Raw genomic sequence first — 24,114 nt, 5'->3', positions numbered from 1 at the left:
TCTTCTCCTAGAGGTTCAGGGTTGCCTGCGCGGCAAGGCCGAGCGGGATTGCCCGGCCAAGCTGGTGCACACGAATGGTGATCGACGCCTGCGCGGCGCCGAAATCGGCAAGTTCGCTGGCGGATGGATAAAGGCAGGCCGGCGCCGTCACCTCGAAGCGCCGCACCACCGTGGAACCGGAGAGGATATCGAGGCGATAGGCCTCGTTCGGCTCGTCGAGCGGGATGTCCGTCGCAAGCCAGGTGTCCGAATCGATCCGGCCGCGCCGTGTCCAGGAAAAGCGCGCCGCGCCGTCCGGCCCACGTTCGCCGCGCAGATGCACCGGAGCGAGCGGCGTCAGCGCGCGTTCGCCGCCGGCAAAGGCATAGGGGCCGGCCTGGCCTTCCGGGCTGCCCACGGCATCGACGATCCAGTTGGAGAGCCGTCCCACCTCCTCGACATCGAGCCCGAGCGGCCGCACCGTCTCGTCCAGCACCACCGCCTGCGTGTCCATGGCGTGGCCCGGGAGCATAACGTCCTCCGTGCCGTGCAGGGCGCGCAAAAGGCCCGAGAGCCGCCAGCGGGCGGCGGCGATTTCGCTCGCCTCCTGGAAGCCGATCACCTCCCATGCCCCGTTTTCACCGCGCACGGCGATGCGATTCGCGCCGTTGAGCACGCTGACGGTATCGGCCGAGGCAAGCTCGCCGCCCGGCAGATCGAGGACGATGACATTGGCGAGGTCGAACAGTCCCACCGGCCCTGGCGCGAGCGGCTCGACGAGCCGGCCGATTCGTGCGGGCCTGTCCAGCCGCACCCGCGGCCTGAACCCTTCCAGCCCCTCGGAACTGGAGACGACCATGGCGCGCCACGGCTTGGCATAGGCCGCGACACGCGCGAAATCCTGCGCGCCGCCGGAGCCGAGAACCGGCAGGTCGAGCAGGACGATCTCGGGTGCGAAGGCATCCGACGGGCCCGGACCGTTCACGGGGTCCGCGCCGCCCTCGCCCAGGGTCGGTGCGCCGGCGTCGCCGGCGGCGATCGCCCGCGCCTCCACCTCCCGCACCAGCCCGTCGGTGATGTCGGTGATCAGGAAACGGCCTGCCGGTCCGTCCGCCAGCCGCACGACATCGCCGGGCGTGATGTCGAGCGCCGTCGGCGGCAGACGGAATGTCACCCGCCGTTGCGCCGCCCGGTGGTCGCGCAAGGCCGTTTCCACCGCCGAGGCGGCCGCTCCCGCATGCAGCACGGCCGGCAGGCCGAGCCGCAACACCCGGTCCGTGCCGCCGGCCATGCGGCGCGAGCGCGTCGTGGCATGCGCATAGGCGCCGGCATCGTCGAAGTGATCGAGGATCGCTTCGCCGGCAAACTCGCTGATATGCGCGCGGCTTTCCTCGAACAGCGTCTCGTCCGGCCGCTCGGCCAGCACATCGAGGTCATCGGGCGGCAGCGCGGATTTCAGCCGCGAGCGGAAGGTCAGCCGGCCGTTGGCCTCCAGCGCGTCGATCTGGAACGCCGCCATGATCGGCTCGATCATCGACCGCGCCGAAGCCTGCTCGCCCTGCACGAAGCCCGGCAGGTCGCCGGAAACGCCCGACACGTCGAAATCCTCGAAGCCGTGGTCGCGCAGGATGGCGGCGATGACGTCGGCGACGGTGCCGGCGCCGAGCCGCCCGCTCAGCCAGTGGCCGCGCTGCCAGTTGCTGCCGTCGGACCAGAGCCCGGTTTTTTGCGGGAAGGCCGGATAGGGCCGCGCATCCCAGGTCCACAGGAAGATGCGCCCGGGATCGACCATGCCGGGTTCCGGGCCGGGCCCCTGCCACCAGCCGTGATGCGCATCGAGGAAACGACGCTGGATCGAATCGGCGCGCGCACCGCCCGAATGATAGGGCAGCGCGTTTTCCGCGCTTTTCGGATCGACGAAGACATTGGGCTGGTTCGCGCCCTTGTCCACGGCCGGGCAGCCGAGCTCCGTGAACCAGATGGGCTTGGAGCGCGGCAGCCACGCCGTCGGACTGGCAAGCTCGGTGCCGCCGGGGCCGCGCTCGTAATGGCGGTTCGCCCACCAGCTTTCGATGTCCTTGTAGCGGTACACCCAGGGCTTGCCCGCCATGCCGTCGGTGATCGGTGTGCGGTTGCGAGTGCGGCGGTCGGCGGCGCTGGCATAGTACCAGTCGAAACCCTCGCCGCTCGTGATATGGGCACGCATCGCGGCCGCGTCCTCCGCATGGCGGAAGCCGTCGGGATTGCCCGCGACCGTGTCGCCGTCCTGCCAGTCGGCAAGCGGCATGTAATTGTCGATACCGACGGCATCGATGGCGGACGAGGCCCAGAGCGGATCGAGGTGATAGCGCACCTCGCCGCTGCCATCGCCCGGCTGGAAACCGAAATACTCGCTCCAGTCGGCCGCATAGGTGATCTTCGTGCCGGCGCGCAGCACCGCGCGCACATCGGCCGCCAGGTCGCAGAGGCCGTCGACGAAGGGAAAGCGCCCGGCCGCGTCGCGCAGCCAGGTGAGGCCGCGCATCTCCGACCCGATGAGGAAGCCGTGCACGCCGCCCGCCACTTCGGCCAGATGTGCGTAATGCAGGATCAGCCGGCGAAAACCGCTGTCGCCGGCCGGTCCCGTGACCGTCTCGCCTGAGACCGAGAAGTGACCGGCCTGTGCGTTGCCGAGGAATGCCTGGACCTGGCTGCGCGCGGCGTTCGTCTTGTCGGCGCCCGGTGGATAACAGGTGATGCGGCCGCGCCAGGGATAGGGCGCCTGCCGGGCCGCGCCATAGGGATCCGGCAACGTATTGTCGGTGGGAACATCCATCAGAAGGAAGGGGTAGAGATAGACCTCCAGCCCGCGCGCCTTCAGATTGCGGATCGCCGCGATCACGCCGGCATCGGACGGCGTGCCGCCATAGGCAGGCGAGCCGCCGTTGCGGCTCACCACATGGGCGTTGCCGCGGGCAATGCCCGAAACCCGCCAGGGCCGGGTTTCCTGCCCGCGCGCGGAAACCTCGACGCCCGGAACGATCCGGCACTGGCCTGCCCGCAGGTCCGTGCCGAACCACCCCACCACCAGCCCGACGCGCTTGAGGTTGGGACACAGCGCCTGGAGTTCGTCGATGGAGGCCTGCCAGTCGGTGGAAGCGGTCAGCGTGTTGCGGTTGACATGGCGCGCCGAGCCGTTGCCGAAGTTCTCCGTCACCAGGCCGGGATCGTAGCCGTGCTCGCTCGAGCCGGGAATGATCGTGACCGCGCGGATATCGGTTTCCAGCGCGCCGACCGGCCGCAGCACCTCGAATTGCAGCACCGGCAGGCGGTTGCCGTAGCTGTCGAGCGGTAGGCGTTCGAACACCGCATAGGCGAGCCCGCGATAGGCCGGCGTGTTGCCGGCGCCCTGCTTGGCCTCGATCAGAGGATCGGGCTGCTGCGTGCGGGTGCCCTTGTGGATGCGCATCTCGACGGAGCGCAGGTCGAGTTCGCGGCCGTCGGCCCAGACGCGGCGCACCGCCGCGATCGGCCCTTCACAGATGCCGACCGCAAGGTTCGCATAGTAGCGATAGGTCTCGACGCGCGGTCCGCGGCCCTTGCCGCCCTGCCGCTCGACCGACACCTCCTCCTCGAAGCGCGTCGCCCAGATCAGCGTGCCGCCCACCCGCATCGTGCCGTAGACGCGGCCGATCGCCGTGCCCTCGTCGGCGCCCGGCAGGCGCGCATCGCCCAGCCGCGGGCCCGTGATCGTCTTCGAACCGTTGATGAGGGAGCGGTCCACGATGGAGCCCGCGAGCGCGCCGACGGCACGGCCGACGATGGCGCCGACGGGGCCGAACACGCCGCCGAGGGCCGCACCCGCAGCCTGAAAGAGAATGGTCGCCATGGATCAGGAAAGCTCCGGGAAACGGAAGACGCCGGCGATGCGCCGGCGCCAGGAGGGAATGAGCGGCGATTCGATCACCGCCGCCTGCTCATAGGCATGAATGAAGCGCGCATCCGGCGCGGCGATGCCGGCATGCTTGGCCGCCGCCCCCTCCTGCCAGCGGAAGATGAGGAGATCGCCCGGCCTGAGCGCCGAGGCGGGCAGCGCCGGCCCGCAGTGCCGCGCGGCGGCGAGCAGCAACCGCTCCTCGCCTGCCCGCTCCGCCCAGTCGGGCGCATAGGGTGCGGGCACCTCCGGCTCGGCGCCGTAGAGTTCGCGCCAGACGCCGCGCACCAGCCCCAGGCAATCGCAGCCGACGCCCTTCCGCGATCCCTGATGCCGGTAGGGCGTGCCGATGAAACCGCGCGCCACGGCCACGACCCGGTCGCCGAAATCGTCAGCCATAGAGCGGCCTCCCGTCATGCACCGTCTGGCCGTCGGCATAGCCGTAGCTGAAATCGCTGCCCGGCATATGGGGAAAACCCTGGAAGTTCAGCCTGTTGTTGAATTTCGCCTTGCAGGTGGAAAAGCGCTTGTCGCAGCCCGCCGTCACCTGCAACGTATCGCCGACGGCCACACCCGCCGCCATGGGCAGCCAGAGCGTGAGAGAATCGGCACCGGCCGCCTTGCGGTGATCCTCGATATCGGCCGAAAGCCCGGCCGCGGCCCCGCCGGTGAAGGAAAGCACGCCGTAGCGGAAGAAACGCTCCGCGAAACCCGAAAGGCCGGTCACCTCGATGTGCATGTCATCCGTGACCGCGCTGACCGTCGCGGTCGCGCGGTAGGCCGCGAGATTGACGCCGCAGCGCGCATCGCCCAGCACGGCGTCGCACTGGCGGCCATAGATGCGGCCCTTCACCTGATCGAGGGTGTGCGTCAGGCGCCGAAGCTCGGCGCGGAACAGCCCGCCCTCGCGGCGCACTTCGCCGAGCTCGGCGGTGCGCAGAAGGAGCCGCTGCCCGGTCGCCTGCCAGTTGACCAGGAAGACCTCGACCTTCGCGCCGTCATAGCGCCCGGCCGACAGGTCCTCCGCCGTGATCGCATCCGCCGAAAAACCGCCGGAGACATCGCCGCCCTCGGCGGAAAGGCTGTTGCCGTCCTCCGTCTCGCTCGCCTCGAAGCCGCTCGCCGCGAGATAGGTGAGGCCGTCGAAGTCAAGGTCGCGGTCATGATCCGTAAAGCCGAGAACGACGCCGTCGCGGCGCACGACGCGCCAGGCGTTGCACAGTGTCGTCGCCTCGCCGTCGAGATGGGCCTGCAGCCCTGCCGGGATCGTCCTCATGGCCTGATCTCCACCAGCGGGATGGACGGGATGCGACCCGCATCGAACTGCGCGAGATCGATATCGATCCGGTCGGTATCGAAGCGCACCGGCACGTCGAATTCGAAGCCCGCCCGCACCGCGCCCGCAGCCGGAATCCTGTCCGGCTTGAAGGTCACGAGACCGGCCGCGTGGTTGACGACATAGTCGCCCGCCGGCACCACGGCACCCGCCACCGAGACCACCACCGTGCCCGCCACGGGTTTTTCGATCGGCCGCACCGTCTCGCCGCCGGCATCCGCATAGCGCTTCACCAGCCGGAACATCGCCGTCGTCCCGTCCGCGGTGCCGAGCAACTGGTCGCTCGCGCTCACGGTCGCGCCGGGCGCGCAGGACTTGTGGTCGACGGGATCGCGGAAGCGGAACCCGTTGAACTGCCCGGCCCGCGCCTCGAAGAAGTTCAGCACCGCGTAGAGATCGTCCACGGAGCGCACGCCCGAGCCGGCGTCGTAGCGCCGGCGCGCATCCTGCCAGCGGCGATTGCGGTTCTCGCGCCCGTTGGAAAGGCTGACGATATCCGTGCGCCGCACCGGCCCGCCGCTCGTGCCGAGCGCGACGCGCAACGGAAACCGCACATCATGAAATCCTGCCATCCGGATATCTCCAAAGAATATGGCTGCACTGCCGCCTTGTCCCAAAAGGGAAGGCGGTTACAGCAACGCCATCCCCAACGATGCGCGTCGGCGATCTGGCAAACCCGCGCCCCCAGCCCCTTCTCCCAGCCTGCGGGAAGAAGGGTTCCCGCTCCCGAACGCTCACAAACTCCGTTGCCCGCGTCCCACCGCACGCGTCAGCATGGCGGCGATCTGTCCCTCGGATTTGCGGAAGCTTGCCGCATCCTGCGTCGTCACGTTGAAGACGATCTGCGACGCCCCGCCCCCGCCGGCGGCAACGCCGAGCGAACCGTCCGGGCCGCGCTTCAGCGGCAGGATCGCTTCCGCCCCCGCCTCGCCCATCAGCCCAAGCCCGCCGCCGCCGCCGAAATAGGTCGGCGCCGCCACGACGCCGCCCTTGGCAAAGGGCGTCGCGCCGCCGAGCAGGGTGGAAATGCCCGACGAAAGCAACCCTTCCAGCGGCTTCAGGCCCACCGAAAGCGCGATGTCGCTCATGCGCAGCGCGAGCCCGCGCAGCACGCTGTCGAGCCCGCGTCCGTCCACCACCGCGCCCTTCAGCGCCGAGGTCAGCGCGAAGCCGAAGGAGCGCGAGCGCGCCTCCAGGTCGTCGAAGACGTCGGTCAGCGCCTCGGCCTGCTGCCGCGTGTCGGCAAGCGAGGCGGATCGTCCATTGTCGTCCGAAGTCGCCATGTCTCACTCCATCTCGTCGGGAAAGGCCTGCATGAGGGCGGTCAAGGCCCCGCGCCCCGGCACCACCGCCGAGGGCCGCAACAGGCCGAGCGCGAAGCCAAGCTCGCGCGGCGTCATCGCCCAGAAGTCGCGTGCGGAAAGCCGCATGCGGCACAGCCCGGCATGCAGCACCGCCTCCCAGGGGAAGGCAGGTGCCGCGCCGGACGCGCCGGATGCGGCCCTCAAGGGTTTTCGTTTTGCGCCGCCCCGCCGAAGGTCGCCTGCAGCAGTTCGGCGGCAATGCGCGCGAAGCCCGCAAGCCCGTCCGCCACCGCCATCGCCGCCACCTCCTCGTCGCTGAACAGGTTGCCGCCGCCGCGCAGCCCCGCGCCGATGATGCGGATCAGGTCGTCCGCCTTCAGCCGGCCCGATGAAAAGCGCTCGGCAAGCCCCGTCAGACTGTCGACGGCAAAGGCGGTTTCCAGTTCGGCCAGCGCGCCGAGCGTCAGGCACAGCACCCGCCGCTCGCCGTCGAGATCGGCTTCGATCTCGCCGCGGTGGCGGTTCGCCCGCGCGCCCATCACACCGCCTCGAAGGTCAGTTGTCCCGCGGATTCCAGCGCGATCTCGAAGACCACCTCGCCGTCATGCGCGCCGGAATATTCCAGCGCCGCGATCTGGAAGGCGCCGGAGACCTTGCCGAAATCCGGGATCACCACCTGCCACGGCATGATCGTGCCGGCAAAGAACAGCGAGCGCACCAGCGCGTCCGATGCCTGGTCCTTGAAGATGCCGCTGCCGGAGATGGCCGCGCGCTGCACACCCGCCCCGCCCAGCAGTTCCCGCCAGCGTCCCGCCGATTCGGCGTCCGTCACATCGACGAGCTGCGTGTTGAACGACAGCCGCTTGGAGCGCAGCCCGGCAACCGTGGCAAAGCCCGTCCCGTTATCGACTTTGAGCAGCAGATCCCGCCCCTTCTGTGCCACCATGGCCCGATCCTTTCCGTGAAACGTTGTTAGAAAACGGGCTCGGTCACGGCCCGAAAGCGCATTTCGGCGCGGTGGAAGCGCGACTTGCCGTCCCGCCGCAGCTGCGTGTCGAGGTGCAGCAGGAAGACGAGGTGATGGCCGTCCAGTGTGAGCGCCGCATCGTGCAGGGCCGCGCGAACCGCCGCCGCGATGGCCTGCACCGTCTTGTGGCCCGCCGCCTCGCTCCAGGCCTCCAGCAGCACCGTGTGCTGCTCGCCCGGCTCGCTCGCCGTCGAATGATCGACGCTGTCGATGCCGGCGATCACCAGAAGCGGCGCTGCCGGCTGCGAAAGCCGGCGATCTGTAATGCCGCCGGGGCCGACGAGCGCCGTCAGCGCCGCATCGGATGAAAGCCGTCCGAAGATCGCCTTCTGCAGGGCCGATGCCGCGCTCATGGGGTCATCTCCTCGCAGTCGCAGAGCGTGTAGCGCGCCGTTTCGTCCGGGTCGCGGAAGGCGACGAGCGCGAAGATGCGCGCGCCCTTGCGCAGCCGCATGCCGCCGTCGAGATCGCCGCGCGCGCGCAGCCAGATCCGGTGCGTCACCCGCCGTTGCAGCGCGCCGCCCGCCTCACTGAGGCCGGCCGATACCGGCTCGATGCGCGCCCAGAGCGTCGCAAGGGCGGCGAACCCGGTTTCCACGCCGCCCTGCCCGTCCGGCGTCTCGACCGGGTGCTCCAGCACCAGCCGCACGCTCAGCGCGCCGGGGTCGATGGGTTTCGTCATCACAGCCTCCGCAGGCGATGGGGTGCGACGAGCCGGTCGTAGCCCTGCGGCACCGCGCCCGGCTGGTCGTCCAGCGAGACGACGCCGCGCAGCTCGAACATCGTGGCCACATGCAGCAGCAGCGCCCGCTTCAGCGTGTCGGGCACGTCCGCGCCGCTTTCGCCGAAGCCGGCGGTGAAATCGATCTCGATGCCGTTGAGCGCGCGCCTGGTTTCCGGACGGTCCGGCAGGAGGAGCCGGGCGGGCCGGGCGGTACCGTCGAGCACGGCGCCTGCAAGCGCCACCTCCACCGGGTCGCCCAGCTCATCGTAAACCGTCACGGTTTCAACGGTTTGCACCGGCCCTCTGGCAATCTGAATCACCTGTCCGTCCGGCCAGTCGTCAAGATAAAGCCTCAGCGTCCGCGTGATGAGGCAGAGCCCCGTCTCGCTTTCCAGGTGATTGCGGGCGGTGCGGATGAGTGCTGCAAGCAGCGCATCCTCGTCGCCGGTCTCCAGGCGCAGATGCGCCTTCGCCTCGGCGAGCGTGATCGGCTCGGCCGCGGGCGGCAGAAGTTCGGTTATGGTCATGGTCGTCCTCTTGCGATGAAAGGGATGCGGGCGCGGCCGGGAGGAAGAACCGCGCCCGCCGGCACCGGCGGCAGGGGACGACCGCCGGTGCGAGGGAAATTGCAGGAAGGAAAGCGGCGCTCCATAACCCCTTCGCCCCGCTTGCGGGGAGAAGGTGGCGGCAGCCGGATGAGGGGCAATCCACGGCAGGTCCCAAGCCGGATCGCCCCTCACCCAACCCTCTCCCCGCAAGCGGGGAGAGGGAGCGGAAAAGCTGGCGGCCGCAGCCTCAGCTCGCCGCGAACTTCACCAGCTTGATCGCCTCGAAGTTCTGCACGCCGCCGCCCACGCGCTTGGTCGTGTAGAACAGCACATAGGGCTTGGCCGAATAGGGATCGCGCAGCACGCGCACGCCCGTGCGGTCGACGACGAGATAGCCGGCACGGAAATCGCCGAAGGCGATGGCGAAGCTGTCGGCCGCCACGTCGGGCATGTCCTCGGCCTCGGCGATGGCGAAGCCCATCAGCGAGGCGGCCTGGCCCGGCGTTGCCGGCGGGCGCCACAGATAGTTGCCGTCGGCATCCTTGAACTTGCGGATCGCCGCTTGCGTCTTGCGGTTCATCACGAAGCTGGCATTCTGCCGGTGCCCCGCCTTCAGCGCATAGATCGTGTCGATCAGCGTGTCGGACGGGCCGCTCGCCTTGAAGGCGCCGGCCGCCCCCGTGGCGATATAGCCGATATTGCCCCAGCTCCAGGCGGCATCCGCCACATTGGTGTAGCTGAGGAAACCCTTCGGCTTGTTGGTGCCGTCGCCGGAAACGAAGGCGGTGCCCTCCTGCTCGCCGAAGACGATGTCCACCTCCGACGCGATCCAGCTTTCCACGTCCACCGCCGCATCGTCGAGCAGGGCCGCCGTCGCCGCCGGCATGGCGTAGAGTTCCATGGTCGGGAAGGAGAGTTCGGCAAGCTGCGCCGTGCCGGTCTGCGGCCGCGAGGCCGTTTCGGACACCCAGCCGGAGGCCATGCCCGATGTTGCAAACGGCTTCTTCAGCACCGCGCCCGAAACCTGGCGAACCGTGGCGAGCGCCCGGATCGGCGAGGCCGCGGAAAGCCGGCGGCCGATTTCGGTGTCGGTTTCCGGCGGCACGAGATAGCCGCCGTCGGCCGCCGAGCCGACCGACATGGCCTTTTCGTCCAGCGCGCGCAGGGCGCTTTCGTCACCGCGGCGCATATAGGCGGAGAACGCCGCCTTGTGCTCGGCCGCTTCCAGGCTGACGGCGCCGCTGCCGCCAAGCGCCGGCCGCGCCTTCTTCAGCGCCAGCTGGTCGAGCACGCGCTTGTGGTCGTCCATGGCGCGGTTGATGCGGTCCACCTTCTCGCGGGTCACCACGTCGGCGGTCAGTTTCTGCTCGATCTCGCCGAGCCTTCGGTCGTTGGTCTCCTTGAAGGATTCGAAGGCCTCCATGAAGTCGTCGAAGGCGGCGGTCATGGTTTCCGGCACGGCCTTGATTTCCGGCGCGGTCTTCGGTGTCTGCGTCATGTCGTGCTGTGCTCCTGTTAGCGTTGCATCATCCGGGCCGCCCGGCGCATGGTGCGCACGAGCTCCGTTTCCTTGTCGCGGAACCACCGCGCATTCTTCACGTTCGACACCCGCGCCGAAGGCAGCATGGGAAAGGTGACGATCGAGATTTCCCAGAGATCGGCCTCCAGGATGCGCCGCACGCCGCTCGAGCGGTCGGTGCGGGAGCGCACCGTCTGGAAACCGATGGAGAGGCCGTCGAGCGCGCCCGACTTCATGAGGTTCAGCACCTCGCGGGCCCGCGCCACGCCGGGCGACAGCACGCCCTCGACGTAAAGCCCGCGCTCGTCCTCGCGGATGGTGCGCCAGCGCCCGATGGGCTCGGCCGGATCGTGCTGGAAGAGCATGCGCACGCCCGAAGCGCCGCGCTTGGCGAGCGATTGCACGAAGGCGCCAGGCGCAATCGCGTCCTTGCCCAGGTCCACCTCGCCGAACAGGCTCGCATAGCCCGAAAACGCCCCGTCGCCGGAAACCCCGGCCAGTGTCAGATCGGCATACTTCTTCGTCCGCCAGACCGGCAGGTCGTCGGTTGTCATGGGTTGCTCCGATGTTTGGATTGGAAAAGGGCGAATAACGAATTGGAAGTAGCGAATTGGGGGGCGGACCGGTCATCGCCTGCCGGCCCCTATTCGCTATTCGCTATTCGCTCCCTCACTGCCTCATCCGCTCCGCCGCCCGCGCCAGGACGCCGAGGCCCCACCAGGCCGAGAGGCTTGCCGCAGCCGATCCGGTCAACAGCACCTCCACCGGCCCGAGATAGCTCGCGATGCCGAGGCGGACGGCGATCCACAGCCCGGCCGGGCCGCCGAAGACGAGCCCGCAGGCAAGGCCGGTGAAGAACCGGCACGCCGCCTCGCGACGGCTTTTGGGCAGCAGGTAGATCAACGAGACGGCGGCACCCGCCGACGCCCCGACCAGGCGGGCCGTCCACAGCCCGCCGTCGTTTCCGAAGTCAGCCATTGTTAAGCCTTTCAGATTATTATGAAATCCAGAAGCATCGGCCAAATGGCCGAGAACACGCCGGCTTCTCTGCAGCGGGCGCGGCAAACGCTGAGTCTTTTGAATCCCTTGGCGCGCTTTCCTCGAAATCCGATTCAACGCGTTCAGATGTTGAATCCGGATGGCGGCAAAACGATTCAGGTCCTGCGGGCAACGTACTGATTTTTAGAGTGCTTTCGGAGGATCACCCCCTCTGCCCTGCCGGGCAGAGGGGGTGCACCGCACCCTCAAACCTAACCGCCAGAGTTCTTCGCGTCCGCACCTCTCGCGCAAGCGATCAGAGGGCAGCCCCATCGCCCCTCAATACCCCACCGCCCGCCGCTTCTCCTCGTCCGTCAGGAAACCGGCCGCTCCCAAGCGCGCCCACAGTTCGGAGCGCTCGGCGGCCAGGCCGCTCACCTGATCGAGGTCCGGCACCAGCCGCAGCGCGGCCTCGCCTTCCTCGGAGAACCAGTTGGCGAAGGCGGCGGCGGTGCGGCTCACCAGCGGCAGCACCGTCAGCCGCCAGAAGGCACGGTTGGCCTCCTGGTAGTTGGCGTAGGTCGCGTCGCCGGGCACGCCGATCAGCATGGGCGGCACGCCGAAGGCGAGCGCGATGTCGCGCGCCGCACCGTTCTTGGCCTCCACGAAATCCATCTCGCGCGGCGAAAGCCCCATCGCCTTCCAGTCGAGCCCGCCTTCCAGCAGCATCGGCCGCCCGGCACGCGCCGCGCCCGAATAGCCGTCCTCCAGTTCGCTCTTCAGCCGCGCATACTGGTCGGGCGAAAGATTGCCGCCCTCCTTGGGCTGGTAGACGAGCGCACCGGAGGGACGCGCCGAATTGTCGAGCAGCGCCTTGTTCCAGATCGCCGCGGCATTGGAGAGATCGAGCGCCATGGAGGCGGCCTCGAGCGGTGCGAAGCCGAGCTGGTCGTCGAGCGGGTGAAACAGCCGCAGATGCAGGATCGCCTGCCCCTCGCCCGCAGCCCCGTCGCCCGCGCGGTGCCGGCGCACATGGTTGCCGGTGCGGTATTCATAGGCTTCCGGCCAGCCGTCGCGCCCCTCGACGATGCGCACCCGGTCGGGCCGCAGGAGGTGCAGTTCGCGCAACTCGTCGCCCACCCGCACGCCCTCGACGAAGGCATTGCCGGCAAGCAGCAGATGCCCGTAGAGCGTCTCGAAGAAATCCGTGCCCGCCATGCGCCCGTTCGGCCGGGACAGCAGCGCAAGACGCCCGTCGCCCGGCCGCTCGCTCTCGCCCTCATAGGCAAGCCAGGGCACCGAGGCGGCGGCCTCCGCGATCATCCGAACCGCCCGGTGCGCGATCGGGTTCTTCATGAAGCCCTCGCGCGACAGCGAGGCATAGGACCGGCTCGACCAGTGCGCCCGCCCCTCGGCCGTCAGCGTGAAGAAGCCCGACGCCTTGGTTTCCGCCGGCGCCGCGCGCCGTCGGGAGAAAATGGATGGCAGTTTCATGATGCCCTCGGTTCGTTGCAAGATGCGGTTCGTGCAGGGAAGCGCCCCTCATCCCCTGCCGGGACCTTCCCCCCGCAAGCGGGGCGAAGGAGCAGGTTGAGACGGTTTCCTCGCCATTGAAGGCGGTTTCTCCGGGAAAACGGTCCCCCAATCCCCTTCTCCCCGTCGGGGAGAAGGTGGCGGCAGCCGGATGAGGGGGCAGTACCGCCGCCGCCTACCCGCCCAGCGCGGCGAAAAACGCCCGCCCGTACCCCGCCACACGCTCGGCGCGGTCCAGTCCGTTGATGATGCGCCGCGCGCCGATCCAGTCGGCGCGGCCGGGTGAAAAACAGTCGGCCAGCCGCCGGCCGGTGAAGGCCCCGCGCAGCATGCCGACGACGAGGATTTCCACCGACACGGCCATCTCCATCGCCCGCTCGGGGCGCTGCACGAGATCGACGCCGATCAGCGATGACAGCCTCTCGTAGTTGCGCCGGTGCGTGATCTGGACCAGCCCGCGCCCGAGCCAGGTCCTCCCGTCGGCGTCGCGCCGCCAGTAGGGCGCGGAGACCTGCGGCAGGCGGCCCTCGGCAAAGGCCCGGTCGAGGCGGGCGATCGCGGTGTCGTCGCTCGCCGCGAAGGTCTCGCGCACCGGCTGCATGCGCCCGCCCGTCTCGTGATGCGCCGTCGCCAGCATATAGGCGAGGAAACGCCGGTCGCCCGTTTCGCCGTACGTCCCGCCGCCCGCTTCGAAACGGTCGATGAGCGCCGTCATGCCGGCCACCTGCGCGCGCGCCAGCCGCCCGCCATAGAGCGGCCCGCGCACGCCGTCGAAAAAGCCCTTGCGATCGATTACCATCGTCATATCCCCCGCACGCGCGGTTCGCCCTGCCGGTCGAGTACCAGCGCCGTCAGCGCCCAGACGAGCGCATCGAGCCGGTCCGGCGAGCGGCCGGAAGACAGCCCGTCCGGGCCGAAATCGCACATCTGGTCCTCCAGCTCGGCAAAGGCCGCCGCATGGGCCACACGGCCCTGTTCGTAGAGGGCGGCCACCGGCTCGGCGCGCAGGAATTTGCCGCGCGTCGCCCGGACCGTCGAAACCGGCAGGTCGGCGTCGACGCTGCGCAGCATCGCCGTCACCATGTCGCCGCCCTGGTTGACTTCCGCCACGACGCGGTCCGCGTCGAAGCGCCGGAAGGCACGCACCACGGCACCCGCCCAGCCCGCCGGGCTTGCGCCCGTCACCGAGCAGTCGGCCAGCACGACGGCGCGCCCGGTCTGGTCGAGCCCCGCCGCGACGATGCCGCAGACCGAGGCCGCAGACGCCGTCGCCGGCGGATCGACAGCCACGACGATGCGCGACAGCGGCCCGGGGTTGCGAAGGCGGATCGCCTCCAGCCGCGCGCGGCTCCACAGCGCGTCCTCGCGGTCGGCGATCAGCTCGCCGTCCAGCTCCTGCCGGCCGAGCCGCGTGCCGCCGTAACGGTCGGCCATGGCGCGCAGGAAGCCGGGAGACAGGTTGTCGATATTGTCGTCGGTACGGATGCGCTGCACGGCCGTCGCCCGATCGGCCGCAAGCGCCCGCAGCAGCGGCACCGGCCGCGGCGTCGTCGTCACCAGCACGCGCGGATCCGCGCCGAGGCGCAGGCCGAATTGCAGCATGTCCCAGGTCTCCTGCGCGTGTTTCCACTTGCCGAGCTCGTCGCACCAGGCGAAATGAAACTGCGGCCCGCGAAGGCTTTCCGGGTCTTCGGACGAGAAGATCTGCCCGATCGAGCCGTTCGGCCAGACGAGCCGCCGGCGCGAGGCCTCGAATTCCGGCCTGCCGCGCCCGGCGATCCGGCAGATGCCGGAGACGCCGTCGATCATCACTTCGCGCGCATCGCCCAGCGTTTCCGCCACCAGCGCGATACGGATGCCGGGCTGCTTGAGCGCGATATCCTGCACCCACTCCGCCCCGGCCCGCGTCTTGCCGGAGCCGCGGCCGCCCATCAGCAGCCACACCCGCCAATCGCCCTCAGGCGGCGTCTGCGCCAGCCGCGCGGTCAAATGCCAGCCACCGAGCCGCCGTCGATTGTCGAGAACGATCCGCTTCGTGGCATCCGAAAGCGCTTGTGACGCGCCCGCCGTTGCGCCTGCGCGAGGAAGGTTCCGGCAGGGGGATGAGGGGTCATCCTCGCCGTCCGCGCCGCGCCGCCCCAGTCCCCCTTCGAGCGTATCGGCCGCATTCCGCAAGGCCGCCAGCCCACGATTTTCCTCGATCATGCTCAAGCCCGCGGCCGCCGCCCTCACCGTCCCATCCGACTTCTTTCCGATCGCACGGCAGGCCCGCCGTTCCTTACGGCCCGCCTTCCATTCCCGCGGCAGCATCGCCGCCAGCCCGGATTTCGCGCATCCATTCGCTTTTGGCGGCATTCATCCGCTCCTTCACGCGCACGTTGACAAGCCGCTCGAACTCCTCGATCAGCGCCGCCTCGTTCTCGTCGTCACCGCCGGCCGCGTCCGCCTCGGCCCGCTCGTTGATCAGCGTGCGCTGGAGGCTGTCGATCTTCTCCAGCGTGCGCACGATGAGCGACACGGCCTCGATGGCCGCCTTGGCGTCGGTCTGGGCGACCTTGCGCGCCGCGTCGTCCACGGCCGCGGCCGCATCCTCTTCGGCCAGAACCTTCTGGCTCTGGAACCGCTGGAAGCGCTCGCGCAGCTCCTTCGTCATTTCGAGAAGCATCGCCTGCATGTCGAGAAAGGGGTCGCCCGGCGCGGCGGCCTTGGTGTCGAGCAGCGGCGCCGCTCCACCGCCGAGAACGGCCCGGCGCGCGCCGAGCCCGTCATAGACCGCCATGTCAGGCGAAATGCCGAACAGGTCGAGATCGATCGTCGAAAACTGGTCCATCGCACACCCGAAAACGAAAAGGCGCCCGGTCCATAGGAACGAGCGCCTAACAAAATTTTCTCAAGCCGGCCGCGGGCGGATGCCGCCGAAGCCATCAACCTCCGGAAAGCCCGGCGATCCATCCGCCCGCACCTTTCCGACTATGCCATAACCCTATCAAACGACCGTCACGCCGTCAAGGACTATTTTCCTATTATTTCGATTTTTCGCGTAAGCGCCTGGCAGCGCTACGTCTTCTCGCCCACTTCCAGCGGCCAGGTCACGAGGTAATCCTCGTAGTCATCGATATCGATGCCGTCCTCGCTGATCGTGCGGCCGCGTGCCGAAATGCCGGCCTGGTGCACGGTGTCGGGGTCGCCGGAAACCAGCGGATGCCACCAGTAGAGGTCGAGGCCATCTCGCACGAGGCGATAGCCGCAGGTCGGCGGCAGCCAGGAGATTTCCGATACGCTTTCCACCGTCAGGCGGATACAGTCCGGCACGGTCGCCTGCCGGTTCTCGTAGTCCGAGCAGCGACAGCTCTCGCCGTCGAGCAGCGTGCAGCGGATCGAGGTCCAGACGATCTCGCCGGTCTCCCAGTCCTCCAGCTTGTTGAGGCAACAGAGCCCGCAGCCGTCGCACAGGCTTTCCCATTCCGCGTCGTTCATCTCGGCGAGCGTCTTGGTCTTCCAGAACGGCAGATCCTGCGGGGTTTCGGTCATCGGCTTGGTCATGCGCGACCCCTGAACCCGTCGGCCGCAAAGGTCAAGAGGCGTGCACGCTAACCTTCCTGCGGAAAATCCGTTCTTTGCCTTGGAAAAGACTGGTATCGTGCGAGAATAAGCCGGTGGTCACAGGACGTTAACCGGATGCGGGCAGGCTGCGGCCGCCTCCGACCAGGGAAGAGACGTGGAAGACGACAGCCCGACCCCCGAACGACCCCGCCGCCGCAAGCGGCACTTCCTGCTGCGGCTGGATTCGTGGATCGATTCCACGGTCTGGAACGCCGGGTTCCGCCTGGGCGAGATCTGGGAGGAGATCACGATCTTCTCCCGCCGCTTCCATGTGCGCGGCTGGAAGAAGGCGGTTTTCGAGCTGGCCGGCGAAGGTATGAACCTCGGCACGGCGGGCTTCGTGCTGCTGCTCGCGCTCGCCCTTCCCGCTTTCGAGGAGACCAAGGGCAACTGGCGCGCCCAGAGCGATTTCGCCGTCACCTTCCTTGATCGCTACGGCAACGAAATCGGCCATCGCGGCATCATCCACGAGGATTCGGTGCCGATCGACGAGCTGCCCGACCACCTCATCAAGGCGGTCCTGGCGACGGAAGACCGTCGCTTCTTCAGCCATTATGGCATCGATTTCCTCGGCCTCGCCCGCGCCATGAACGAGAACGCCCGCGCCGGCGGCGTCGTGCAGGGCGGTTCCACCCTCACCCAGCAGCTGGCCAAGAACCTCTTCCTCACCAACGAGCGCACGCTGGAGCGCAAGATCAAGGAAGCCTTCCTGTCGCTGTGGCTGGAGGCCAACCTCTCCAAGAAGGAGATCCTGCGGCTTTATCTCGACCGCGCCTATATGGGCGGCGGCACGTTCGGCGCGGCAGCGGCAGCCCAGTTCTACTTCGGCAAGAACATCACGGATGTGAACCTTGCCGAATCCGCCATGCTCGCCGGCCTGTTCAAGGCGCCCGCCCGCTATGCCCCGCACGTCAACCTGCCGGCCGCACGCGGCCGCGCCAACGAGGTTCTGACCAATCTCGTCCAGAGCGGGCTGATGACCGAGGGACAGGTGATCGCCGCGCGGCGCAATCCCGCCACCGTCATCGACCGCAAGGACAAGACGGCGCCGGATTTCTTCCTCGACTGGGCCTTCGACGAAGTGCAGCGCATCGCAAAGCCCTTCGCCCAGCATTCGCTGGTCGTGCGCACCACCATCGATATGGGCCTGCAGGCCGCCGCCGAAGAGGCGGTGGAAAGCGGCCTTCGCCAGTATGGCGACAGCTACCGCGTCAAGCAGGGCGCGCTGGTCATGGTGGAGAACGGCGGGGCCGTGCGCGCCATGGTCGGCGGGCGCGATTACGGCGAAAGCCAGTTCAACCGCGCGACACGCGCGCTGCGCCAGCCGGGTTCGTCCTTCAAGGCCTATACCTATGCAGCCGCCATGGAAGCCGGTATGACGCCCGAGACGACCATCGTCGACGGGCCGATCAGCTGGGGTGGCTGGTCGCCGCAGAATTACGGCCGCAGCTATGCCGGCCGCGTCACGCTGATGACGGCGATGGCGAAATCGATCAACACCGTGCCCGTCCGCCTTGCCAAGGACAAGCTCGGCACCAAGCGCATCGCCGAGCTTGCCAAGGAAATGGGCGTGGAAACGCCGCTGCGCACCGACAAGACCATGCCGCTCGGCACGACAGAGGTTACCGTGCTCGACCAGGCGACGGCCTATGCCGTCTTCCCGGCCGGCGGCAAGCTGGCGCGCCGCCACGGCATCAGCCAGATCATCAATTACGACGGCGACATCCTCTACGACTTCGCCCGTGACGAGCCGCCCGCCCGGCAAATCCTCTCCGACCAGGCGACGTCCTCGATGAACCGCATCTTCGTCACCATTCCCGTCAGCGGCACGGCGCGGCGCGGCGCGCTCGACCGCGGCATCGTGTCGGGCGGCAAGACGGGCACGACGCAGGCCTATCGCGATGCCTGGTATGTCGGCTTCACCGGCAACTACACGACCGCGGTGTGGTTTGGAAACGACGACTATACGTCCACCAACAACATGACCGGCGGCTCCCTGCCCGCCATGACCTTCAAGCGCCTGATGGATTACGCCCACCAGGGTATCGAGCTTCGTCCCATTCCCGGCATCGAAAACCCGCTGCCGGATGGCAAGAAGGCCACGGAGGTCGCGCAGACCAATCCCGATGAGAGCGCCCTGCCCGCCCTCGTGCGCCCGCGCTCGCTGTCCACGGATGTCACGAAACTCCTGAAAGACGTCGCCCGCCAGTTCGACGAGGCCAAGCCCCTCAAGCCGGATGGCCGCGTGGCCGCGCTGGACGATGCGCTTGACCTGCCTAGAGCGAACCGGACAGAGTAACCCGCAGCTGATTCCAACGGTCGATCGTCTTGTTCCGCACACCCCTCGTCATCGCCACAGCGCTCGCCGTCGCCTTCGGGTTCGGCATCCTGAGCTCGATCTACGCGCTGCGCGCGACGGTCGGCTTCGGCGCCATCGCGCTCGGACCGTGGACGGCCTTTCCCAATGCCCAGACGATCGACGCTGATCCCTATGCCAAGGCGCACCGCGCGCGTGACGGCAAGCTCCTGCTGGGCAGCGCCGAGGGCCTGACCTTCACCGCCGCCCGCGACAGCGAAAAGCGCACGCTGGTGGAAAACTGCCGCTACGAGATCGCGGGCCTGACGCCGCCGGCGCGGCTGTGGACGCTGCATGCCGCCGACAGCGCGGGCAACCCGCTCGAAGGCACCGGCAATGGCCTGCCGACCGGCGTCAACGCCTGGTCGGTACTGCGCGGTGCCGACAGCGCCTTTTCCATCCGCATCTCGTCCTCGGCGTCTGCGGGCAACTGGCTGGCCATTCCGGAAGGGCGCGCGCCCTTCCTTCTCGTCATGACGCTGCTCGACACGCCCACCGCCGGCAGTTCCGGGGTGATCGACCTTTCCATGCCCGCCATCAACCGGCTGGACTGCGCGGATGCGTAGCTTTTTCTACGCCATCGTGGTCGGGCTGGTCGGCGCCGCCCTGCTGCATATCGTCATCATCCTGTCGCTGCCGAACTTCACCGGACGCGACGCCTATACGCGCGTCCAGGCCTTCGACGAACCCAACCGCTTCTTCCCGTTGGCCAGCAGCGGACAGACGCTGCTGCCGATCAACGACGACCCGGCGATGCTGACGGCCGTCTGCGCCTTTTCGGTGGAGAACGGTCCCGTCCGTCTCTTCGCGGAAGGCGACGTGCCGTTCTGGTCGCTCGCCGTCTATGACAGCGCCTCCAACGAGGTGTTCAGCATGAACGACCGCACGTCCGTCGGCGGCGCGCTCGATACGCTGGTCGCGACACCCGTCCAGTTGATCGCGATCCGCAAGGCGGTGCCGCAAGAGCTGGAACAGTCGATCCTTGTCGAAATGCGGGGGGAGGAAGGCTATGCGGTGCTGCGCACATTCGTGCCGAGCCGCAGCCGTCAGGAAGAGGCCGCCGCCTTTCTGGCGGGCGCAAGCTGCGAGCCGTTCACGGCCGACCGCTAGGAACGCGCGCGTCTGGCGCACGTATCCGGCCCGGGGCGCGTGACGCGCTCTAGGTGCGGCGGGCCGTGTCGGGGCCGCCGTGTTTTGCCGTCTTGCCGCGCGGTGCGGGCAAAACGGGGGCAAGGCGCTCGTAGCGCACACCCGTGAAGAGAAGAACCTGTGCCGGTTCCGCCGGACGGACGTCATCGCGCCTCGGCGTGCGTCCCATCCAATCCGTCAATCGTACCACGTCTGCCATTCTCGCCTCCAAAAGAAGAATCGAGACGGATGAAGTACTCTACAAATCTCACCCTGCCCGTTTTTGCGAGCCGGTGCATCCGGTCCGTCCTCCGGATGCGACGTGAGCCTGCTGTCGAGCCTGTCGCATACGGGTAGAAAACGGCGATACGGGACCAGAAGTTTTCCCATCACGGGAATGTGTCTGGCGACCGACCGGAAACCGGAACATCGCACCTTTCCCATTGACGGCGGTACGGGGACCACCACCATGGCCGGAGCCTACCACACCCCGTGCGGGAGACGAGCCGAACCACGTCCTCAAAACTAACGACAGTCTGGTTAACAGGCTATTAATACTCGCGTGATCTCGGCGTGACGGCTGTTACCGCGGTGACAGGCGCATTCAGCGGCGGCGGCCAATGGGGCCGAGATGGGTCTCGTTGAAAGCCGTGACAGACTTCAAGCCATAGCCGAGCGCGCGGTCCAGCCCGATATGAGCGCTCCATATGCAGGCGACGGGAAACAGAACCGGCCAGATGAAGCCGAGCGCCGCGATGCCTGCGGCGAAGATGTAGCTGTGCACGATATTGTAGCTCACGGCCCCCACCTTGGGACCGAAGGCATAGCCCGCCATGGAAAGGTCCGGCGCCAGAATGAGAAGTGCCAGCAGTCCCCACCCGTCATGAAGCTTGAAGTAGGCGGCGATCATGACCGCCGCGACCGCCAGCCCCTCGAGACGCAGAAGTATGATGAACGCATCCGAGAGCGGCTTGCGCATGGGTTCCTGCCTTGGGCAAGGCCTGTCGAATAGGCCGGGCCCCTTATAGGCGCTCTGCAGGGCCTTGTAAATTTTAGCGTTTCCGCGATGGCGATGCCGTCACAGCTTCTTGCGCAGCCGCTCCACGGCCTTGACCGTGGACGGGCCAAGCCGGCCGTCGATCTTGCCGCTGTACACACCGGCAGACGTCATTTCCTTCTGCAGGGCGACGCGAAACTCGTAGGACCACGCGCTTTCCTCGGCAATGCGGGGCGATCCATACCAGACATCGGACTGGAAAGAGGTCAGCAATCCGCTCTTCAAGGCCCGCACCATGTAGGTGGCAGCCAGGGTCGGATCACGCGGCCCGAGCGCACCGCGGTCGGCAAGCCAGCTCAACTTGTACAGCGCGTTCGGCTCATCGAACCTGGCGGCAACGGTATACATATCGAAGGCCCGCCTCAGTTGCGCCTTTTCCTCGAAAGCGCCTGCCAGTTCCACCGCCGTCGCCGCCTGATCCTTCGCGACATGGTCCTGATACCAGGCGAGAACCGGCGCGAACTCGTCCGTCCTGCCCTCGCGCGCCAGAAGCGACAGAAGCCGCCCGAGGCCGTTCATCGCGGCGGCGCTGCCATAGTTGCCGGCAACGATGTAGGCTTCCGACGCCTTGGCGTAGTCGCCCGCTTTGTGCAGGCTTCTGCCGAGCTGATACCAGAGCCTCGCCGTTCGCGGATACTGATCCACGGCGACGCGGCACGCCTCCACCGCCCGGTCCGTCGGGATCGCCGTGAAGGCCACGCCCGCCAGGGCGGCGATCTTCATCTTGTCGTCGGGCGCGGATGCGAGGAGATCGCATTCCGTTTGCGGGACGTTATCCTCGCTCTCATGGACCGGCGCGGCGGGGATGGCGATGGTCGCCTGCCCCGCGCCCTGATCAACGCTCAACGAAGCCAGCCGCATGCGGGCGAGCGAGGCGAAGGCACAGTTGGGAAAATTCCGGAGATGCTCTTCGAACAGGGCGCGGTCCGTCGTCGCGCTGATGCCCGCCCAGTGGGTGGCCGCGTCCCGGCACGCATCCTCAGTCTGCAGCACGACAGGGGCCGTGCCGTCTGGCCCGAGCATGACCGTGTCGAACAGCGAACCCGTCTTAAAGGGCCGCTGCTTGCCGCCGGTTGCCTCGAAAACCTCCTTGGCGACCGCGCGCAGCGCCGCCTCGATTTCCAGTCCGGGCGTGGCGATATGGCGCGCAAGGGCCTGTGCGTAGGGACTGGTGGCGCCGTCGCCGTCCGTCGCGACATCGCCGGGCGCCGTGGCATAACCGATGAGCAGATTGCTTTCGGATGAATCCACGCGCGCCAGGCCGCGTGTCGGGACGCCCTTGGTCAAGCCGTGTTTCATGGTGCGCAGAAAGGGATTGTCCCGGCACGCATCGAGAAGAACCAGCTTGAAGGCGCGCGCTTTCGAGAGCGTCGCGATGACGTCGCTCAAGACGATCGCCTCGTATTTGATGTCCCGGTCCGACCGCAACGCGGCATCGACGGGGATGAGGAAGTTCTCGCCGTTCACCTCGATGCCATGGCCGGAATAGTAGACCATGCCGATATCGGCGTTCTCCACCTTTTCCTCGAAGGCCCCGAGCGCTGCCGACATCTCCGCACGTGTGGCGTTTTCCAGAAGGCTGACGTCGAAGCCCGCCGCTTCCAGCGTCCCGCGCAGGATGGCGATGTCGTTGGGCGGATTCTTCAGGGCGGTGACGGCGGTGTAGTTCGCATTGGCAATCAGCAACGCCACCTTGGTTTGCGCGGTGGCGGTTCCTGCCACGAGCAAGAAAATGCTGACCAGTATAGCGCGAAACACGATGGAGCCCTCCAGCCGGTGTGATGGCATTTTCCGCTTATCGCGGGCGATTGCAATTGTGTTTTCAAGACGCGCTCCGGCTGTCAGCGCCAGGCCCGGTTGCCATGCCTTCCGCCCCGATTGTGCACAGGCAAGGGCGGTGCCTTTACCGTCCGTTAATCATGAAGGACCTACAGTAGGCGGGAGCGGCGTATGTCGTTCGCAGGAAAGTGATTTTCGGAAAGTCTATTGTTTTTCAAACGATTGCGCCAAATGCACATCGCGGCAACAGACAGACGCCTTTCCTTCGGTTTTCGGGAATGACGGATGATCGGCCAGGGGCGGCCGGTCCGGGGATGACAGGTGTTTCGTGGCGGACAGGTTTCGCGAACTGGAGAGACCGCAGGCGGGGCGGCCGAAGGACATCGTGCTGATGGCCACGGTCTCCAGCTTCGAGAGCCTGCGCTTTCCCTCCAAGTCGGACCTGCGCCAGTTCGGTGAGCTTTTCGAGCCGCTTTACATGGCCTCGTCCGAGGAGGCCCGGCGACAGGCGGTCGCGGCGTTGTCGCGCTGCCCGCAGATCCCCGAGGAAACCGCCCTCTTCATCGCCCGCCAGCCGATCGCCATCGCCGCGATCTTCCTCATGGGCGCAAAGACGCTCACGGATGCGACGCTCAAGCAGATCCTGCGCATTGCCGGCCCCGAACATGCGCGCGCCATCGGGCGGCGCGACGATCTTTCGCCGGCCATCATCGAGGCGCTGGTCGGCACCCACCAGGACCATGCCAGCCGCCGCACGGGCGAGGACCGCGACGCCGCATTGCGCGAAGCCGCGCGGCTCGACCGCGAAGAGAGGATGCGCGACGAGCTGCGCGCCCTCGTGCGCGCCGCGACACCCGCCGTCGAAGTGCCGATCCGCCTGTTTCCCGCAACCGAGATGCACCAGTCGCTGTTCGTGCGCTTCGCCCGCACCGGCGATATCGGCATGATCGCCGTGACGCTCGCCGACGCGCTGTCGTCCAGCCAGTGGCTGTCCGAGCGCATCCTGCTCGACGTTTCGGGCCGGCAGCTTGCCGAAACGTTGCTGGCGCTTCGCGTGCCGGAGGCCGACAGCCTGTACGTCCTGTCGACGATCTACCCGCACCTGGCCGACGGCGGGGCCGAAACCCTGCTTGCCGCGCTAGATGCCGCCGAGGCGGTGCGACGCATCGAAAGCTGGCAGCGGGCGGACAGCTACACGAATGGCGACAGCCTTCCGGCGGCGGCCAATGCCGATGACAGGGCCGATAGCATGGCCGATGACATGCAGGCGAAGGGGCTGGATAACCACGGCAAATCCTCTCAGACGAGACGGCAACGCGCCGCCGTTTGA

General features: G+C 67.8%; 26 protein-coding genes. 4 read left to right on the top strand and 22 right to left on the bottom strand.

Going from position 1 to position 24,114, the window contains the following annotated elements:
- Positions 1 to 7: 7 nt before the first annotated feature.
- The 19 genes from GR158_RS09665 to GR158_RS09575 form a co-directional block, all read right to left on the bottom strand.
- On the bottom strand, positions 8 to 3,847 hold the full coding sequence (locus GR158_RS09665) for a glycoside hydrolase/phage tail family protein (protein ID WP_160870900.1): 3,840 nt from the start codon (positions 3,845 to 3,847) through the stop codon (positions 8 to 10).
- A 3-nt stretch (positions 3,848 to 3,850) separates the two neighbouring features.
- A complete protein-coding gene (locus GR158_RS09660) occupies positions 3,851 to 4,291 on the bottom strand; it encodes an NlpC/P60 family protein (RefSeq protein ID WP_160870899.1) in 441 nt (146 codons plus the stop codon).
- Complete coding sequence (locus GR158_RS09655; RefSeq protein ID WP_160870898.1) at positions 4,284 to 5,168, bottom strand: DUF2163 domain-containing protein; 885 nt, start codon at positions 5,166 to 5,168, stop codon at positions 4,284 to 4,286. The genes GR158_RS09660 and GR158_RS09655 overlap by 8 nt, the downstream gene beginning before the upstream one ends.
- The gene (locus tag GR158_RS09650) at positions 5,165 to 5,800 is read right to left on the bottom strand and encodes a DUF2460 domain-containing protein (RefSeq protein WP_134647559.1); all 636 of its coding nucleotides are present in this window, start codon (positions 5,798 to 5,800) and stop codon (positions 5,165 to 5,167) included. The genes GR158_RS09655 and GR158_RS09650 overlap by 4 nt, the downstream gene beginning before the upstream one ends.
- A 162-nt stretch (positions 5,801 to 5,962) precedes the next feature.
- The gene (locus tag GR158_RS09645; RefSeq protein WP_160870897.1) at positions 5,963 to 6,511 is read right to left on the bottom strand and encodes a phage tail tape measure protein; all 549 of its coding nucleotides are present in this window, start codon (positions 6,509 to 6,511) and stop codon (positions 5,963 to 5,965) included.
- Positions 6,512 to 6,514: 3 nt separating this feature from the next.
- Positions 6,515 to 6,736 carry a rcc01693 family protein gene (locus tag GR158_RS09640; protein WP_134647563.1) on the bottom strand — a complete coding sequence of 74 codons (222 nt, stop codon included), beginning with the start codon at positions 6,734 to 6,736 and terminating at the stop codon, positions 6,515 to 6,517.
- On the bottom strand, positions 6,733 to 7,071 hold the full coding sequence (locus GR158_RS09635; protein ID WP_160870896.1) for a gene transfer agent family protein: 339 nt from the start codon (positions 7,069 to 7,071) through the stop codon (positions 6,733 to 6,735). Before GR158_RS09635 ends, GR158_RS09640 begins: the two co-directional genes overlap by 4 nt.
- On the bottom strand, positions 7,071 to 7,478 hold the full coding sequence (locus GR158_RS09630; protein ID WP_134647567.1) for a phage major tail protein, TP901-1 family: 408 nt from the start codon (positions 7,476 to 7,478) through the stop codon (positions 7,071 to 7,073). Before GR158_RS09630 ends, GR158_RS09635 begins: the two co-directional genes overlap by 1 nt.
- Positions 7,479 to 7,504: 26 nt before the next feature.
- Complete coding sequence (locus GR158_RS09625) at positions 7,505 to 7,912, bottom strand: DUF3168 domain-containing protein (RefSeq protein WP_160870895.1); 408 nt, start codon at positions 7,910 to 7,912, stop codon at positions 7,505 to 7,507.
- On the bottom strand, positions 7,909 to 8,241 hold the full coding sequence (locus GR158_RS09620; protein ID WP_160870894.1) for a phage head closure protein: 333 nt from the start codon (positions 8,239 to 8,241) through the stop codon (positions 7,909 to 7,911). Before GR158_RS09620 ends, GR158_RS09625 begins: the two co-directional genes overlap by 4 nt.
- Complete coding sequence (locus GR158_RS09615; protein ID WP_160870893.1) at positions 8,241 to 8,810, bottom strand: phage head-tail connector protein; 570 nt, start codon at positions 8,808 to 8,810, stop codon at positions 8,241 to 8,243. Before GR158_RS09615 ends, GR158_RS09620 begins: the two co-directional genes overlap by 1 nt.
- A gap of 268 nt (positions 8,811 to 9,078) precedes the next feature.
- Positions 9,079 to 10,329, bottom strand: coding sequence for a phage major capsid protein (locus GR158_RS09610; protein WP_160870892.1), 1,251 nt, complete (start codon positions 10,327 to 10,329; stop codon positions 9,079 to 9,081).
- Between the two features lie 17 nt (positions 10,330 to 10,346).
- Complete coding sequence (locus tag GR158_RS09605; RefSeq protein WP_134647578.1) at positions 10,347 to 10,904, bottom strand: HK97 family phage prohead protease; 558 nt, start codon at positions 10,902 to 10,904, stop codon at positions 10,347 to 10,349.
- Positions 10,905 to 11,019: 115 nt separating this feature from the next.
- The gene (locus GR158_RS09600; protein ID WP_134647580.1) at positions 11,020 to 11,328 is read right to left on the bottom strand and encodes a DUF6107 family protein; all 309 of its coding nucleotides are present in this window, start codon (positions 11,326 to 11,328) and stop codon (positions 11,020 to 11,022) included.
- 339 nt (positions 11,329 to 11,667) lie between these two features.
- Positions 11,668 to 12,822, bottom strand: coding sequence for a phage portal protein (locus tag GR158_RS09595; RefSeq protein WP_160870891.1), 1,155 nt, complete (start codon positions 12,820 to 12,822; stop codon positions 11,668 to 11,670).
- Between the two features lie 214 nt (positions 12,823 to 13,036).
- Positions 13,037 to 13,660, bottom strand: coding sequence for a glycoside hydrolase family 19 protein (locus GR158_RS09590; RefSeq protein WP_160870890.1), 624 nt, complete (start codon positions 13,658 to 13,660; stop codon positions 13,037 to 13,039).
- A gap of 2 nt (positions 13,661 to 13,662) precedes the next feature.
- Positions 13,663 to 15,066: a DNA-packaging protein gene (locus GR158_RS09585; protein WP_246665596.1), complete on the bottom strand. Its 1,404-nt coding sequence runs from the start codon at positions 15,064 to 15,066 to the stop codon at positions 13,663 to 13,665.
- Positions 15,067 to 15,139: 73 nt separating this feature from the next.
- Positions 15,140 to 15,691, bottom strand: a complete 552-nt coding sequence (locus tag GR158_RS09580) for a hypothetical protein (protein WP_134647587.1) — start codon at positions 15,689 to 15,691, stop codon at positions 15,140 to 15,142.
- A 227-nt stretch (positions 15,692 to 15,918) separates the two neighbouring features.
- Entirely contained in the window at positions 15,919 to 16,404 is a 486-nt protein-coding gene (locus GR158_RS09575) for a YcgN family cysteine cluster protein (protein WP_230640035.1), read from the bottom strand.
- Between the two features lie 175 nt (positions 16,405 to 16,579).
- On the opposite strand from GR158_RS09575, the gene GR158_RS09570 reads away from it, so the two are divergent.
- From GR158_RS09570 to GR158_RS09560, 3 genes are read left to right on the top strand one after another with little or no spacing between them, the layout of a single operon-like run.
- Positions 16,580 to 18,763 (top strand): PBP1A family penicillin-binding protein, encoded by a 2,184-nt coding sequence (locus GR158_RS09570; RefSeq protein ID WP_160870889.1) that lies wholly within the window; start codon positions 16,580 to 16,582, stop codon positions 18,761 to 18,763.
- Positions 18,764 to 18,792: 29 nt separating this feature from the next.
- Positions 18,793 to 19,386, top strand: coding sequence for a DUF1214 domain-containing protein (locus tag GR158_RS09565; protein WP_134647591.1), 594 nt, complete (start codon positions 18,793 to 18,795; stop codon positions 19,384 to 19,386).
- The gene (locus GR158_RS09560) at positions 19,379 to 19,930 is read left to right on the top strand and encodes a DUF1254 domain-containing protein (protein ID WP_134647592.1); all 552 of its coding nucleotides are present in this window, start codon (positions 19,379 to 19,381) and stop codon (positions 19,928 to 19,930) included. Before GR158_RS09565 ends, GR158_RS09560 begins: the two co-directional genes overlap by 8 nt.
- Before the next feature lie 49 nt (positions 19,931 to 19,979).
- On the opposite strand, the gene GR158_RS25100 is transcribed toward GR158_RS09560, so the two are convergent.
- The 3 genes from GR158_RS25100 to GR158_RS09550 form a co-directional block, all read right to left on the bottom strand.
- Positions 19,980 to 20,168: a hypothetical protein gene (locus GR158_RS25100; protein WP_134647594.1), complete on the bottom strand. Its 189-nt coding sequence runs from the start codon at positions 20,166 to 20,168 to the stop codon at positions 19,980 to 19,982.
- Between the two features lie 384 nt (positions 20,169 to 20,552).
- Entirely contained in the window at positions 20,553 to 20,927 is a 375-nt protein-coding gene (locus tag GR158_RS09555; protein WP_134647597.1) for a DUF4260 domain-containing protein, read from the bottom strand.
- A gap of 99 nt (positions 20,928 to 21,026) precedes the next feature.
- On the bottom strand, positions 21,027 to 22,727 hold the full coding sequence (locus GR158_RS09550) for a caspase family protein (protein WP_160870888.1): 1,701 nt from the start codon (positions 22,725 to 22,727) through the stop codon (positions 21,027 to 21,029).
- A gap of 385 nt (positions 22,728 to 23,112) precedes the next feature.
- Here GR158_RS09550 and GR158_RS09545 point away from each other — a divergent pair, with 385 nt between their 5' ends.
- On the top strand, positions 23,113 to 24,114 hold the full coding sequence (locus GR158_RS09545; RefSeq protein WP_160870887.1) for a hypothetical protein: 1,002 nt from the start codon (positions 23,113 to 23,115) through the stop codon (positions 24,112 to 24,114).

The sequence above is a fragment of the Shinella sp. AETb1-6 genome (assembly GCF_009826875.1).
Classification (GTDB): domain Bacteria; phylum Pseudomonadota; class Alphaproteobacteria; order Rhizobiales; family Rhizobiaceae; genus Shinella; species Shinella sumterensis.
This window is presented reverse-complemented; position numbering and strand designations above follow the sequence as displayed.